At 66.1% G+C, this 13,078-nt stretch carries 10 protein-coding genes; 7 read left to right on the top strand and 3 right to left on the bottom strand.

Annotated elements, in window-relative coordinates; genetic code table 11:
• Positions 1-40 precede the first annotated feature (40 nt).
• Both proB and FPZ54_RS19110 read left to right on the top strand, forming a co-directional pair.
• Positions 41-1,144, top strand: coding sequence for a glutamate 5-kinase (gene proB / locus FPZ54_RS19115; RefSeq protein ID WP_145849385.1), 1,104 nt, complete (start codon positions 41-43; stop codon positions 1,142-1,144).
• Between the two features lie 2 nt (positions 1,145-1,146).
• The gene (locus FPZ54_RS19110) at positions 1,147-2,049 is read left to right on the top strand and encodes an NAD-dependent epimerase/dehydratase family protein (RefSeq protein ID WP_145850061.1); all 903 of its coding nucleotides are present in this window, start codon (positions 1,147-1,149) and stop codon (positions 2,047-2,049) included.
• A gap of 2 nt (positions 2,050-2,051) precedes the next feature.
• Here FPZ54_RS19110 and FPZ54_RS19105 read toward each other — a convergent pair whose 3' ends face one another.
• A complete protein-coding gene (locus FPZ54_RS19105; RefSeq protein WP_145850059.1) occupies positions 2,052-3,755 on the bottom strand; it encodes a class I adenylate-forming enzyme family protein in 1,704 nt (567 codons plus the stop codon).
• A 265-nt stretch (positions 3,756-4,020) separates the two neighbouring features.
• Here FPZ54_RS19105 and FPZ54_RS19100 point away from each other — a divergent pair, with 265 nt between their 5' ends.
• The 5 genes from FPZ54_RS19100 (at position 4,021) to FPZ54_RS19080 (ending at position 10,959) form a co-directional block, all read left to right on the top strand.
• Positions 4,021-5,190 carry a serine hydrolase domain-containing protein gene (locus FPZ54_RS19100; protein WP_422396550.1) on the top strand — a complete coding sequence of 390 codons (1,170 nt, stop codon included), beginning with the start codon at positions 4,021-4,023 and terminating at the stop codon, positions 5,188-5,190.
• A 140-nt stretch (positions 5,191-5,330) separates the two neighbouring features.
• On the top strand, positions 5,331-7,358 hold the full coding sequence (locus FPZ54_RS19095; RefSeq protein ID WP_145849383.1) for a 3-hydroxyacyl-CoA dehydrogenase NAD-binding domain-containing protein: 2,028 nt from the start codon (positions 5,331-5,333) through the stop codon (positions 7,356-7,358).
• A 147-nt stretch (positions 7,359-7,505) separates the two neighbouring features.
• Complete coding sequence (locus FPZ54_RS19090; protein ID WP_145849382.1) at positions 7,506-8,690, top strand: acyl-CoA dehydrogenase family protein; 1,185 nt, start codon at positions 7,506-7,508, stop codon at positions 8,688-8,690.
• A gap of 126 nt (positions 8,691-8,816) precedes the next feature.
• On the top strand, positions 8,817-9,944 hold the full coding sequence (locus tag FPZ54_RS19085; RefSeq protein WP_145849381.1) for an acyl-CoA dehydrogenase family protein: 1,128 nt from the start codon (positions 8,817-8,819) through the stop codon (positions 9,942-9,944).
• 130 nt (positions 9,945-10,074) lie between these two features.
• Positions 10,075-10,959: an acyl-CoA thioesterase gene (locus FPZ54_RS19080; protein WP_145849380.1), complete on the top strand. Its 885-nt coding sequence runs from the start codon at positions 10,075-10,077 to the stop codon at positions 10,957-10,959.
• Positions 10,960-11,133: 174 nt separating this feature from the next.
• Here FPZ54_RS19080 and FPZ54_RS19075 read toward each other — a convergent pair whose 3' ends face one another.
• Together FPZ54_RS19075 and FPZ54_RS19070 are read right to left on the bottom strand one after the other, a co-directional pair.
• Positions 11,134-11,841 carry a TonB-dependent receptor gene (locus FPZ54_RS19075; RefSeq protein WP_145849379.1) on the bottom strand — a complete coding sequence of 236 codons (708 nt, stop codon included), beginning with the start codon at positions 11,839-11,841 and terminating at the stop codon, positions 11,134-11,136.
• A gap of 64 nt (positions 11,842-11,905) precedes the next feature.
• Positions 11,906-13,045 (bottom strand): TonB family protein, encoded by a 1,140-nt coding sequence (locus FPZ54_RS19070; protein ID WP_145849378.1) that lies wholly within the window; start codon positions 13,043-13,045, stop codon positions 11,906-11,908.
• Positions 13,046-13,078 lie beyond the last annotated feature (33 nt).

Below are 13,078 nucleotides of genomic sequence, written 5' to 3'. Positions count from 1 at the left end.
CGCTTCCCAGAGCACCCGGCTCGACTATATGCGGCAAACCATGCATCTTTTCCCGCCCGCCTCCTGCCCTCGGCTCGTCGTCAAGATCGGTTCGGCGCTGCTCGTCGATGGTGATGGCGCCATCCGCCGGGACTGGCTGGAGGGCATCGCCGCCGACATCGCCGCGCGGTTGGGGGCGGGGCAGCAGGTTGCGGTTGTGTCCTCCGGCGCGATCGCGCTTGGGGCACGGCGGCTGAACCTGCCCAAGGGCGGTCGCGCCAGCCTTGAGGACGCGCAGGCGGCCGCCGCGACGGGGCAGATCGCATTGAGCCAGGTCTGGGCCGAAATGCTTGCCGCCAATGACCTCACCGCCGCGCAGATGCTCGTCACGCTCGACGATCTGGAAGATCGCCGCCGCTATCTCAACGCCGCGGCGACGCTCGGACGGCTGCTCAGTCTTGGCGTCGTGCCGATCATCAACGAGAATGACAGCGTCGCGACCGCCGAAATCCGCTTCGGCGACAATGACCGGCTCGCCGCGCGCGTGGCGCAGGCCGCGGACGCGCACGGGGTCGTGCTGCTCAGCGACGTCGACGGGCTGTACGATCGCAACCCCGCCCTCCCCGACGCGGTCCATATCCCGGTCGTCGATCGGATCGACGGGCGGATCGAGGGGATGGCCGATCGCGGTTCCGCGTCGGGCATGGGATCGGGCGGGATGGTATCGAAGATCGAGGCCGCGCGGATCGCGGCGAGCGCGGGGGTCAGCCTCGCCATCGCGAGCGGACGGATCGACCGCCCGCTATCGACCGATGCGCGCCACACCATCTTCCTCCCGGAAAAACGAACGCGCGCACGCAAGGCCTGGCTCGCCGGGCGGCTGACCGCGAAGGGCAGCATCACCATCGATGCCGGGGCGGCACTGGCGCTGACCGAGGGTCGCAGTCTGCTTGCGATCGGCGCGACGGGCGTGCGCGGCATGTTCTTTCGCGGCGATCTCGTCACGATCGAGGGGCCGAACGGGCCGATCGCGCGCGGTCTCTCGGAATATGACGCCGCCGATGCGCAGGCGATCCTCGGCACGCGCAGCGAGGATCAGGGCGCGTTGCTCGGCTATGCGCCCCGCGCCGCGCTCGTGCATCGCGACCATCTGGTGATGCTGTGACGCTGACGCTCGCCCTCACCGGCGCGACCGGCTTTGTCGGCAAGGCGACGGTCGATCATGCGCTGGCACGTGGCCATCATGTCCGCGCGCTGACCCGGCGCGACCAGCCGGCACGGGACGGCGTAAGCTGGATTTCCGGCAATCTCGACAGCGAGGACGCGCTCGCCCGGCTCGCCAGCGGCGCCGATGCGGTGATTCACATCGCCGGTGTGGTCAACGCCCCCAGCCCGGCCGGGTTCATCACCGGCAATGTCCACGGCACCGCGCGCATGGCCGCTGCCGCTGCGTCGGTGGGGGTGCGCCGCTTCGTTCATTTGTCGTCCTTGTCCGCGCGCGAGCCGCATCTGTCGAACTATGGCCGGTCGAAGGAGCGGGCCGAGGATGAAGTGCGCAAATCCGGGCTCGACTGGACGATGATCCGGCCGCCGGGCGTCTATGGCCCCGGCGACATGGAGATGCGCGACGTCTTCCGGATGGCGAAGCTGGGGTTCGTCATACTCCCGCCGGCGGGGCGAATCTCGCTGATCCACGTCCACGATCTCGCACGATTGCTGGTCGCGATGGCGGAGAGCGATCCGGGTCGACACATCTATGAGTGCGACGACGGGGTCGATGGCGGCTATTCGCACGCGGAGTTCGCCCGGCTGGTCGGAGCAGCGGTCGGGCGCCGTCCGGTCGCGCTGCATGTTCCGCGCGCGCTGCTGCACCTGGCGGGACGTGCCGACCGGTTCCTGCGCGATGCCAACGCCAAGCTGACGCCGGACCGCGCCGCCTATCTTTCCCATCCCGACTGGACCGCCCGCCCGCTGGAGCGACCGCCGGTCGCGCTATGGGCGCCGCAGATCGCGACGCCCGACGGCCTTAGCCAGACCGCCGACTGGTACCGATCGCAGAGACTGCTTTAGCCTCAGGCCGCCGCTTCCTCGACGAACAGCGCCTTCAGGTCCTTTTTCAGGATCTTGCCGTTCGCATTTCTCGGCAGCGTCTCCGCGACGAAGCGGATCGCCACCGGCGTCTTGAAGATCGCCAGCCGCTCGCGCACCCAGGCCTGGAGTTCGGCCTCGGTTGCGTGCATCCCCGGCGCCAGATGCACCACCGCGGCAGGTTCCTCGCCCAGCGTCTTGTGCGGGATACCGATCAGCGCGCAGTCGGTGACCGCGGGGTGGGCATAGAGGACGTCCTCGACCTCGGACGAGTAGATATTCTCGCCGCCGCGGATGATCATGTCCTTGGCGCGGTCGACGATGTAGAGAAAGCCCTCCTCGTCCAGCTTCGCCAGATCGCCGGTGCGGACCCAGCCGTCGCGGAAGCATTGGGCGGTTTCCTCGGGCTTGTTCCAATAGCCCTTCACGATCATCGGCCCCTTGGCCCACAGTTCGCCCACCTCGCCGACGGGGAGTTCGCGCTCGCCCTCAGGGTCCATGATCTTGAGATCGGCGACCGGAACAGGCGGCCCGGCACTGGTCGGGCGGTTGAGATAATCCTCGCTCGAATGGCTGGTCACGGTGGCCATCGTCTCGGTCATGCCCCAGCCATTGCCGGGCAGCGCGCCGAATTCGGTGTAGATGCGTTTGACCAATTCTGGTGCCGAGGGCGCACCGCCATAAGCGATCGCCTCCAGGCTGGAGAGGTCGTATTTGTGGCGGTCGGGGTGCTCCAGAATCTGCCAGGCGATGGTCGGAACGCCGCCGGTCAGATTGACCTTCTCGCGCTGGATGATCTCCATCGCCTCCACCGGGTCCCATTTGCGCATGAAGACGACCGTGTTGCCCGCAGCCACCGTGCCCATCAGGCTCGCGGAGCAGGCCGTGACATGGAACAGCGGGATGACGAGCAGGCCGGTCTTGGGCTGCGGCTCGGGCGGCATCTCGCCGCGCCTGAGATATGAGCGCGCCGCGCCATAGCCGCCGGACATGATATTGGTGGTGAGGTTGCGATGCGTGCCAAGCGCGCCCTTGGGCGAACCGGTCGTGCCGCTGGTGTAGAAGATCGTCGCATCATCCTCCGGCCCCAGCGTCGGATCGGCGGGGAGCGGCACATCGGACAGCGACGCCCAGTCGTTCGGCGCGCCGATCAGATCCTCGAGCTTGTCGACGCCCTCGGGCAGATCGCTGTCCCAGCGGCTGACGATGGTGCGTTGAAGATCGGGCAGGTCGGGCAGCCGCTTCTGTAACCGGGCAAAACGCTCGCCGTCGAGGAACAGGATCTTCGACCCGGAATCGCGCAGCCCATAGTCGAGTTCGCGCCCGGTCCACCAGGCGTTGAGCGGGACCAGGATCGCACCGATGCTGACCGCGGCAAAGAAGATCACCGGCCATTCGGGCGTGTTGCGCATCGCCAGCGCGACGCGGTCGCCCTTTTGCACTCCCATCTCGCGCAGTTTCGTCGCGAGATGCGCGACGGCGCGATAATTCGCCTCGAACGTGACGCGCTCATCCTCATGGATCGTGAACAGCCGGTCGCCATAGGCCCGCGACATCTGGATCAACGCCGCGAGGTGCGGCGGCGCGTTCTTCCACACCCGCGTCTTCACGCCGCGAATCTCGATCTCCTCCATTTCCAGCTTCTGCCCCGGCGCTGTCATCAGCGCCTGTGCCTGGGCGAGCGACATTTTGGGCCATGATGGGTCGAGCGGGATGATCGGTTCGGACGTCACGGGCGCATCTCTCCAGCTATCATTCTTGGCTTAGTTGAATGTCCGGTTTGGCGATTCCGCCGCCCCGATTTACAGATCATTCTTGATTCATCCGTCGCGCAACGCAATAGGGAAGCGACGGAAACAGGATCAGGTCGGAATAAGGATTCGAATTAGGGGTATGGATTCCACCCGTTTCGCAACGCCCACAGAGGCTGGTTTCGACGCCGAGCGCCTTTGCATGATCGACGCCTTTGTGAAGGCACGGTATCTCGACTCCGGAAAACTGCCCAACGCCCAGCTGTTGATCGCCCGTGACGGACGCATTGCGCATTTCAGCCATCAGGGCGCCGCGCGCGAGGGCGGCGCCAGCGTGGACGAGACGTCGATCTATCGCATCGCATCGATGACCAAGCCGGTAACATCGATCGCGTTCATGCAGTTGGTAGAGGCCGGGCATGTCGCGCTCGACACGCCGGTCCATCACGTGCTGCCCGAATTCAAGGGGCTGGGTGTCTATAATGGCGGCGGCGGCGGGGTGCCGTTCGTCACCAGGCCGACCAATGAGCCGATGCGAATGGTGGACCTGCTGCGCCACACCTCGGGCCTCACTTACGGCTTCCAGAATCGCGGCAATGTGGATGCGGCCTATCGCGAACAGCGGATCGAAGGCTGGCACGGCCATCTTGATCTGGACGGCTTCGTCGCCGCGCTGGGCAAGCTGCCGCTCGAATTCTCGCCCGGCGAGGGCTGGAACTATTCCGTCTCGACCGATGTGCTCGGCGCCGTGGTCGAACGTGTGTCGGGAAAGAAGCTCGATCGCTATTTCGAGGAGCATATCTTCGCGCCGCTCGCCATGCACGACACCGGGTTCGCCGTTCCGCCGGAGAAGGTCGATCGCCTGACCGACTGCTACACCTTCAAGGCGGGCGAGGGTCGGGTTATGTATGACCGCGGCGCGGAATCCGCCTGGAGCCGGATGCCTAAATTGCTCTCGGGCGGCGGCGGGCTGGCCTCGACCGCGCTCGACTATCACCGCTTCTGCGCGATGCTGCTGAACGGCGGCACGCTGGACGGGGCGCGGATCATCGGGCGCAAGACGCTCGATCTGATGACGATGAACCATTTGCCCGGCGGAAAAGATCTGTCGGCGTTGTCGCAATCGCTGTTCAGCGAGACGCAGAATGCCGGGACCGGCTTTGGCCTGGGCTTTGCGGTGAATATCGATGTCGCCCGGTCGATGATCCCGGGATCGGTCGGCGAGTTTTACTGGGGCGGCATGTTTTCGACCGCCTTTTTCGTCGATCCGGTGGAGCGGATCACGATGGTGTTCATGACCCAGCTTTCGCCATCGGGGATGTACCCGATCCGGCGCGAGCTGAAGACGATGATCTATTCGGCCCTCGCATGATGCGCTGCGCCGAAACCCATTTCATCGTCACCCCGCGCGAACGCGGGGGCCGATCTCCTAACTGTGCCCCTTGGTGCAGCGGCGGGAGATGGGTCCCCGCGTTCGCGGGGATGACGATCTAGATTGCAGGAGAGAGTTCAATGACTTCCCCCATCACCACCGAACGCCAAGGCGATATCCTCGTCATCACGTCCAACAACCCGCCGGTGAACGCGCTCGGCGCAGCGGTGCGGCAGGGGCTGGATGCGGCGATCAAGGAACTGAATGACGACGACAGCCTGAAAGCCGCGGTGATCCGCTGCGAAGGCCGCACCTTCTTTGCCGGGGCCGACATCACCGAATTCGGCAAGCCGATGCAGGAACCCGGCCTGCCGACCGTGGTCGATACGATCGAGGCGAGCGAGAAGCCGGTGGTCGCGGCGGTCCACGGCACTGCGCTAGGCGGCGGGTGCGAGGTTGCGCTCGCCTGCCATTACCGCATCGCCGTGCCCTCGGCGAAGTTCGGCCTGCCTGAAGTAAAGCTCGGCATCCTGCCCGGCGCCGGCGGGACGCAGCGGCTGCCGCGCGTGGCGGGCGTCCAGTTCGCACTTGAACTGGCGGCGAAGGGCGATCCGGTGTCGGCCAAGGCAGCGCAGGCGGCGGGGCTGGTCGATCGGCTGGCGGGTGAGGACAGCCTGACCGCCGATGCCATCGCCTATGCGCGGAAGATGGCGGACGCGCGTCCCCTGCCCCGCGCCAGCGAGAAGCCGGTGACCGTCGAACCGGGCGTGTTCGACGACTTCCGCAAGGCCAATGCCAAGCGGATGCGCGGCTTCGATGCTCCCGCCGAAATCATCGCGGTGATCGAGGAGACGGTCGGCAAACCCTATGCCGAGGGCGTCCAGCGCGAGCGCAACGGTTTCATGAAGCTCATCATGGGGACGCAGAGCGCGGCGATGCGCCACATCTTCTTCGCCGAGCGCAAGGCGGCCAAGATCGACGACGTGCCCGAAGATACGCAGCTGCGCCCGATCAAACGCGTCGGCGTGATCGGTGCAGGCACGATGGGCGGCGGCATCAGCATGAACTTCCTGTCCGCGGGCATCCCCGTGACGATCGTCGAGATGGCGCAGGACGCGCTCGACCGCGGCACCGGGGTGATGCGCAAGAATTACGAAGGCAGCGCCGCCAAGGGCCGGATGACCGCCGAACAGGTCGAGGGGGCGATGGGCCTGCTCAAGCCGACGCTCAACTTCGACGACCTGTCCGAATGCGACCTCATCATCGAGGCCGTGTACGAAAATATGGACGTGAAGAAGGAGATTTTCGGCAAGCTCGATACGATCGCCAAGCCCGGCGCGATCCTGGCGTCGAACACCAGCTATCTCAACATCGACGAGATTGCGAGCGCCACCAATCGGCCGGGCGATGTGGTGGGGATGCACTTTTTCTCGCCTGCCAATGTCATGAAATTGCTGGAGATCGTGCGCGGCGCGAAGACCGACAAGGATGTGCTTGCGACCGTCATGGACGTGGCCAAGAAGATCAAAAAGGTCGCGGTGGTCGCTGGCGTTTGCTACGGCTTTATCGGCAACCGGATGCTGATGCCGCGCCAGATCGAGGCGAACAAGCTGTTGATGGAAGGCGCCAGCCCGCAACAGATCGACAAGGTCCATGTCGAATTCGGTATGCCGATGGGGCCGTTCCAGATGGGCGATCTGGCCGGCGTCGATATCGGATGGCACCGCGACCCCAATCGGGTTGAGAGCATCCGCGACCAGCTGTGCGCCGAGGGCCGCTGGGGCCAGAAAAAAGGCGCTGGCTTTTACGATTATGACGAAAAGCGCAATCCGTCTCCCAGCCCGCGCGTTGCCGAAATCATCGCCGAATGGCGCGAAAAGACGGGCACGCCGCAGCATGACGTGACCGACGAGGAGATCGTCGAACGCACACTCTACACGATGGTGAATGAGGGCGCGAAGATCCTGCAGGAAGGGATGGCCCAGCGCGCGTCGGACATCGATGTGGTGTGGATCTACGGCTATGGCTGGCCGGTCTATCGCGGCGGTCCGATGTTCTGGGCGGACACGGTCGGGCTGAAGACCGTGGTCGCGGGGCTGGAGAAGCACGGCTTCGAGGTCGCGCAGTTGCTCAGGGACAAGGTCGAAAAGGGCGAGCGGTTCAATTGAACAAATCCTCCCCGAAACGGGGAGGGGGACCAGCCGCAGGCTGGTGGAGGGGGCCCGAGGCGAGGATTTCCGGTGCCTCGAGCCCCCTCCGCCACCGCCTTTGGCGGCGGTCCCCCTCCCCGTCCCGGGAGGAATGGGAGAGGAAATATGAGCGATCTGGAACAATTCCGCGCCGAAACCCGCGCCTGGCTTGAGGCGAATGTTCCTGCGTCGATGCGCGAACCGATGCGCGGGGAGGGCGATGCGAACTGGGGCGGGCGCAAGGCCGATTACAGCAAGAATCCCGACCAGAAGCTCTATATGGACCGCATGGCCGAACGCGGCTGGACCGTGCCCGACTGGCCCAAAGCCTATGGCGGCGGCGGGCTGTCGGCGGCGGAAGCAAAGATCCTGCGCGAGGAGATGGCGCGGCTGAAATGCCGCAATCCGCTCAATTCGTTCGGCATCTCGATGCTCGGCCCGGCGCTGCTGAAATACGGGACCGAGGAGCAGAAGCTCGAACATCTGCCCAGGATCGCGCGCGGTGAAATCCGCTGGTGCCAGGGTTATTCGGAACCCAATGCGGGCAGCGACCTGGCCGGGCTGCAGACCAGCGCGGTCAGCGACGGGGACGATTACATCGTCAACGGGCAAAAAGTGTGGACCAGCTATGCCGACAGGGCCGACTGGATCTTCTGCCTGGTCCGCACGAGCAAGGAGAGCAAGCAGGGCGGGATCAGCTTCCTGTTGTTCGACATGGACTCGCCGGGCGTGTCGACCAAGCCGATCCTGCTGATCAGCGGCTATTCGCCGTTCTGCGAGACGTTCTTCGATAACGTCCGTGTACCCAAGAAGAACCGGGTGCATGACGAGAACAAGGGCTGGGACGTTGCCAAATATCTGCTCGGCCATGAGCGTGAGATGATCTCCGGCATGGGCCTGGCCTCTCCCGGCGGCAACCCGCTGATCGAAGGGGCGATCGCGACGATCGGGCTGGACGCGCAGAGCCGCCTCGCCGACCCGATCCTGCGCGCGCAACTCGCGCTGTTCGAGGTACGGTCAAAGGCGTTCTCGGCGATGTCGGAGCGGTTCATTGACCAGCTGAAGGCCGGACAGGCGCACCCCGCCCAGCCATCGATGATGAAATATTACGGCACCGAGCTGAACAAGGACCGCCACGAACTGATCATGGCGAGCGGCGGGTCGGACACGCTGGAATGGGAAAGCGAGCGCTCCAACGGCGGCGCCAAGCCGCGCGCGTGGCTGCGCACCAAGGCGAACTCGATCGAGGGCGGGACCAGCGAGGTTCAGCTCAACATCATCGCCAAGCGGATCCTGGAGCTGCCGTCGTGAACAAAGCCCTCTCCCCTTCAGGGGAGAGGGTTGGGAGAGGGGCAGTCGGATAAAATCAACGGGCCGGAGAAGGAGAGACTGCCCCTCTCCCCGGCCCTCTCCCCTGAAGGGGAGAGGGAGAAAGTGATGCCACTCTACCTCAACGACGAACAGACCATGCTCCGCGAGAGCGCGCAGCAATTCGTGAGCGAAGCCGCCCCGGTCAGCCATATGCGCGCGCTGCGCGACGCCAACGACGCGACCGGCTTTTCCCGCGACCTGTGGAAGCAGTTTGCCGAAATGGGCTTTACCGGCATCCTGATCCCGGAGGCCGATGGCGGTCTGGGCCTCGGCCATGTCGAGGCGGGGGTGGTGCTGGAGGAGATCGGGCGCAACCTCTCCCCCTCCCCCTTTCTCACCACCGCGGTCGCGGCGGTCGCGGCACTCAACGGCACGGCGCAGCGCGAGCGCTGGTTCCCCGGCATCCTCGCGGGTGAAACGGTGGCCGCGCTGGCGATCGACGAGCGCGCCAAGCATGGCGACGCGATCGGCATGAAGGCCGAACGCTCGGGCAACGGCTTCAAGCTGACCGGCGCCAAGCAGTTCGTCGCGCACGGCCATGTCGCCGACCTGCTCATCGTCGCCGCGCGCACCGCCGGGTCGCCCGAGGATCATGATGGCGTGACGTTGTTCGCGGTATCGAAGGACGCGGCGAACCTCACCGCCGACCCGCAGCGGCTCGCCGATGCCAGCCTCGCCGCGCGCATGACCTTCGACGGCGTCGCGGTCGATGCCGATGCGGTGATCGGGGAAGTCGATGGCGGCCGCGCGGTGCTCAACGCATTGCTCGGCGCGGGACGCACGGGTGCTGCGGCGGAAATGCTCGGCGTCGGCGGCGGCGCGATGGACATGACGGTCCAGTATCTCAAGGAGCGCAAGCAGTTCGGCGTGCTGATCGGCAGCTTCCAGGCGCTCCAGCATCGCGCCGCCCACCTCTATTCCGAACTGGAGGTCGCCCGCGCCGCAGTGCTCAAGGCACAGCAACTGCTCGACGCGGGCGACGCCAAGGCGGACGAAGCGGTGTCGGTCGCCAAGGCGATGGCCGGCATGGCCTCGACGCTGGCGGTGCAGGAAGGCGTGCAGATGCATGGCGGCATCGGCATGACCGACGAATATGATATCGGCTTCTACATGAAGCGCGGGCGCGTGCTGGCGGAGTTGTTCGGGGATACCAACTATCACGCCGACGCCCTGGCGCGGGCGGCGGGGTATTGACGATCTATAGCCCCTCCCCTTCAGGGGAGGGGTTGGGGTGGGGCCTCTCCTCTTGGCCACCGGTCTCGATGAGATTGAGACTCCCCACCCCCAACCCCTCCCCTGAAGGGGAGGGGCTTAAGGAGGAAGAATGACCGAACAACGCGCCGAAACCGCCGCCGAACAGGTGACCCAACTCGTCACCCTCCTCGACGTCGAAACCATCGATGTCGACCTGTATCGCGGCGCGCGCCAGCCCGGCGGGGTCGGGCGCGTGTTCGGCGGGCAGGTGATCGCACAGGCGCTGCAGGCGGCGCAGCGATCGGTCGAGGGCAAGGACGCGCATTCGCTCCACGCCTATTTCATGCGCCCGGGCAATGAGGATTTCCCGATCATCTACCGCGTCGTGCGCGATTATGACGGGGGCAGTTTCGCCAATCGCCGCGTGATCGCGCTGCAACAGGGCGCACCGATCCTCAACATGATCGCGTCGTTCCAGCGGCCCGAGGATGGCCTGTCGCATCAGGCCGACATGCCCGACGTGCCAGGCCCCGACGACCTGCGGTCCGAGTTCGACCTGCGCGAGGAAATCCGCGACCATGTGCCGGAGAAGTTCCGCCCCTTCTTCCTGCGCCCGCGCCCGATCGAAATCCGCCCCTGCTCCCCGCGCAACTGGTTCAAGCCCGAAAAGCGCGAACCGGTGCAGCATAGCTGGTTCCGCACCGCCGCCGCCCTGCCCGACGATCCCGCGCTGCACCGCGCGGTACTGTCCTACGCCAGCGACATGATGCTGCTCGGCACCGCGACGATGCCCCACGGCGTCAACTGGATGACGCGCGGGTTGCAGAGCGCGAGCCTGGACCACGCGGTGTGGCTTCACGAGCCGCTGCGCGCCGACGAGTGGCTGCTCTACACCACCGACAGCCCCTGGGCCGGCCATGCGCGCGGGTTCAATCGCGGGCGCATCTACAGCCGTGACGGGCGACTGGTGGCGAGCGTCGCGCAGGAAGGGCTGATGCGGATGCGCGAGGGGTGAGCTATTCCTCCCCCAGCTTGCCTGGGGGAGGTGGCAGCGCGCAGCGCTGACGGAGGGGCCGCCGCTGCAAGCGGCGGAATTTTGCCGAGCTGTTCAACGGCCGTCTGCGCGGCCGCCCCTCCACCGCCTTCGGCGGTCCCCCTCCCCTGCTCCGCAGGGGAGGAATTGGAGCACTCACTCCTTCGGGCGGATCACATAGGCTGCGGGGAGATAGAGGAATACCTCGCTCAGGCTGGCCCGCGACCATTCGACGGGGCGGTCCAGCCCGCGCACCTCGACGCCATAATCGGGTCCGAACCGGGCGGCGGTGGCGGCCGCGTCTGCGGCGATCATCTCGATGATCTTCTGGCGATACTGATCGGGGTTCAGCACCGACAGCGTCAGATCGCCGACTGTCTCCATCTGGGCGCGGCCCGTGGGCGGTACCGCCTTGATGAATTTGGAGATGCGCTCCAGCGCCGCCTTGGCATCGATACCAGGTTCCAGCTTTGCCTTCACGATGAAGCTGGTGCGTTCGGAATCGGGGCGGCGGTCCTTGCTCAGCGTCAGGTTGCCGTAATTTTCCAGCGTCAGCGCTTCGACTACATAATCGCCCGTGGCCAGTTCGACGCCATATTGTCTGGCGCGCTCGATCGCGCTCTTCACCATCGCGTAGATTTCCTTGCGCCGCAGCGCCTCGTCGCGCGTGTCGCCGGTGATCGCAACCCGCTGGACCGCGAAGTCCGCAGTGCGCCGCAGCGTGATGATCGGAAGCGAAGTGCCTTGAAACCCGTCGCGATTGGCCGATGCGCGCGACGCGCTGACCACCACCTCCTGCGCGGGGGCAGGCATCGCCATTCCGGCGATCAATGCCGCCGCCATGAATGCTCGAACTGCTCGCATCGCTTCCTCCGATGAACCCTGTGCGTGCAGTCTTGCCCCGGCAGCCATTCGGGTCAACGCACTGTCAGGAGTCGTCAGACTCGCGTTCGTCGTCATTCGCGTCGGGCATCCGGAACACGACCTTGGTCACGCAGCCGCGCGCACCGCCGGGCGAACCCTCTGCCTGTGCCGCCGCAACGATGTGGCGCGCAGTCGCGCCGAACTGTTCCGCCGGCTCACTCGCCAGCACCTTGACGTTGCCGGTGGCGCCCCAGGGGGCAAGGTCGAAGCCGATAATTGCCCAGCCCTCGATCGCACGGCGGCTGAATGGGCGCGGATAGGTCAGTCGGGGCGGACGGGTCCATTTGACCGTGTCGGGGCAGGTCGCGTCATCCATACGGAACGTCTCGGTGCCGGGCGAAACCGGCGCCGCAACCGGCTCCGTCGCCCCGAGCACGCTGGGCAGCGTACAGCCAGTGCGCGGATTGGCCCCGGCAAAACGGGTCCGGCGCGCCGCATCGAGTGCCGCTGCGTCCAGCGCGCCATTGCCGCTGCTGGTGCGGATCGCCAGCCGGGTCGGCACGCCCTCGGCGTCGATGTCGAACCCCACGACGCTATAGGCCCGCACTCCCGGCTCGCGCGGCAGGCTCTTCTTGTCCGGAAAGGCGCGCAGCAAAATCTGGGGCGGACGCGCGCCATCGCAGTTCAGCTTGCGGACCCGCGCCAACAGGGTGGGCCATACGGAACCGCTGTCGACTGCGGTACGTAACGCGGCGACACGGTACAGATCCGTGGCATCGGCCCTGTCGAACGGCTGGGTGCGTGGTGTGAAGACCAGGCTGCACTGCGTCCCGGCCCGCCCTGCGGCAAACCGCCACAGGCTGAGCGCAGGTGCGAGGTCGCCGACCGGTACGAAGGCATAGGGTGCCCCGGTCACCGCCTGTTGCACGATCCCCGTCGGGCGCCCATCCTGATCGATGGTGAAGCGCATTTCGACCGCGCGGGGCGGGTTCGCACCGATGCTCGCCACTTCCGTAAAGGGCGAGATGGTGGTGAGCGGCGCAACCGCGCGCTCGCCGCAGCGCACCTCTCCCGCGATGAAATCGACGAGATGGGGTCCATAGAGAGACGACGACCCGGGAACCACGACCACCGGTGGCGGTGCGGGGGGCGCTGGCGGGGCGACGACAGCCTGCACCGCGACGGCGGCAAAATAGCTCAACATGAGCGGAGCGTCGCGCGTTTGCGTTACCGGATC

The organism is Sphingomonas suaedae, assembly GCF_007833215.1.
GTDB classification, from domain to species: domain Bacteria; phylum Pseudomonadota; class Alphaproteobacteria; order Sphingomonadales; family Sphingomonadaceae; genus Sphingomonas; species Sphingomonas suaedae.
This window is presented reverse-complemented; position numbering and strand designations above follow the sequence as displayed.

What these genes read in the sequence shown, in the direction of transcription:
- FPZ54_RS19080 (WP_145849380.1), top strand. Translation starts at nt 10,075, where the DNA reads ATGACCGAACAACGCGCCGAAACCGCCGCCGAACAGGTGACCCAACTC.
- FPZ54_RS19105 (WP_145850059.1), bottom strand. Translation starts at nt 3,755, where the DNA reads ATGTCGCTCGCCCAGGCACAGGCGCTGATGACAGCGCCGGGGCAGAAG.
- FPZ54_RS19070 (WP_145849378.1), bottom strand. Translation starts at nt 13,045, where the DNA reads ATGTTGAGCTATTTTGCCGCCGTCGCGGTGCAGGCTGTCGTCGCCCCG.
- FPZ54_RS19075 (WP_145849379.1), bottom strand. Translation starts at nt 11,841, where the DNA reads ATGCGAGCAGTTCGAGCATTCATGGCGGCGGCATTGATCGCCGGAATG.
- proB (WP_145849385.1), top strand. Translation starts at nt 41, where the DNA reads ATGCATCTTTTCCCGCCCGCCTCCTGCCCTCGGCTCGTCGTCAAGATC.
- FPZ54_RS19100 (WP_422396550.1), top strand. Translation starts at nt 4,021, where the DNA reads ATGATCGACGCCTTTGTGAAGGCACGGTATCTCGACTCCGGAAAACTG.
- FPZ54_RS19095 (WP_145849383.1), top strand. Translation starts at nt 5,331, where the DNA reads ATGACTTCCCCCATCACCACCGAACGCCAAGGCGATATCCTCGTCATC.
- FPZ54_RS19090 (WP_145849382.1), top strand. Translation starts at nt 7,506, where the DNA reads ATGAGCGATCTGGAACAATTCCGCGCCGAAACCCGCGCCTGGCTTGAG.
- FPZ54_RS19085 (WP_145849381.1), top strand. Translation starts at nt 8,817, where the DNA reads ATGCCACTCTACCTCAACGACGAACAGACCATGCTCCGCGAGAGCGCG.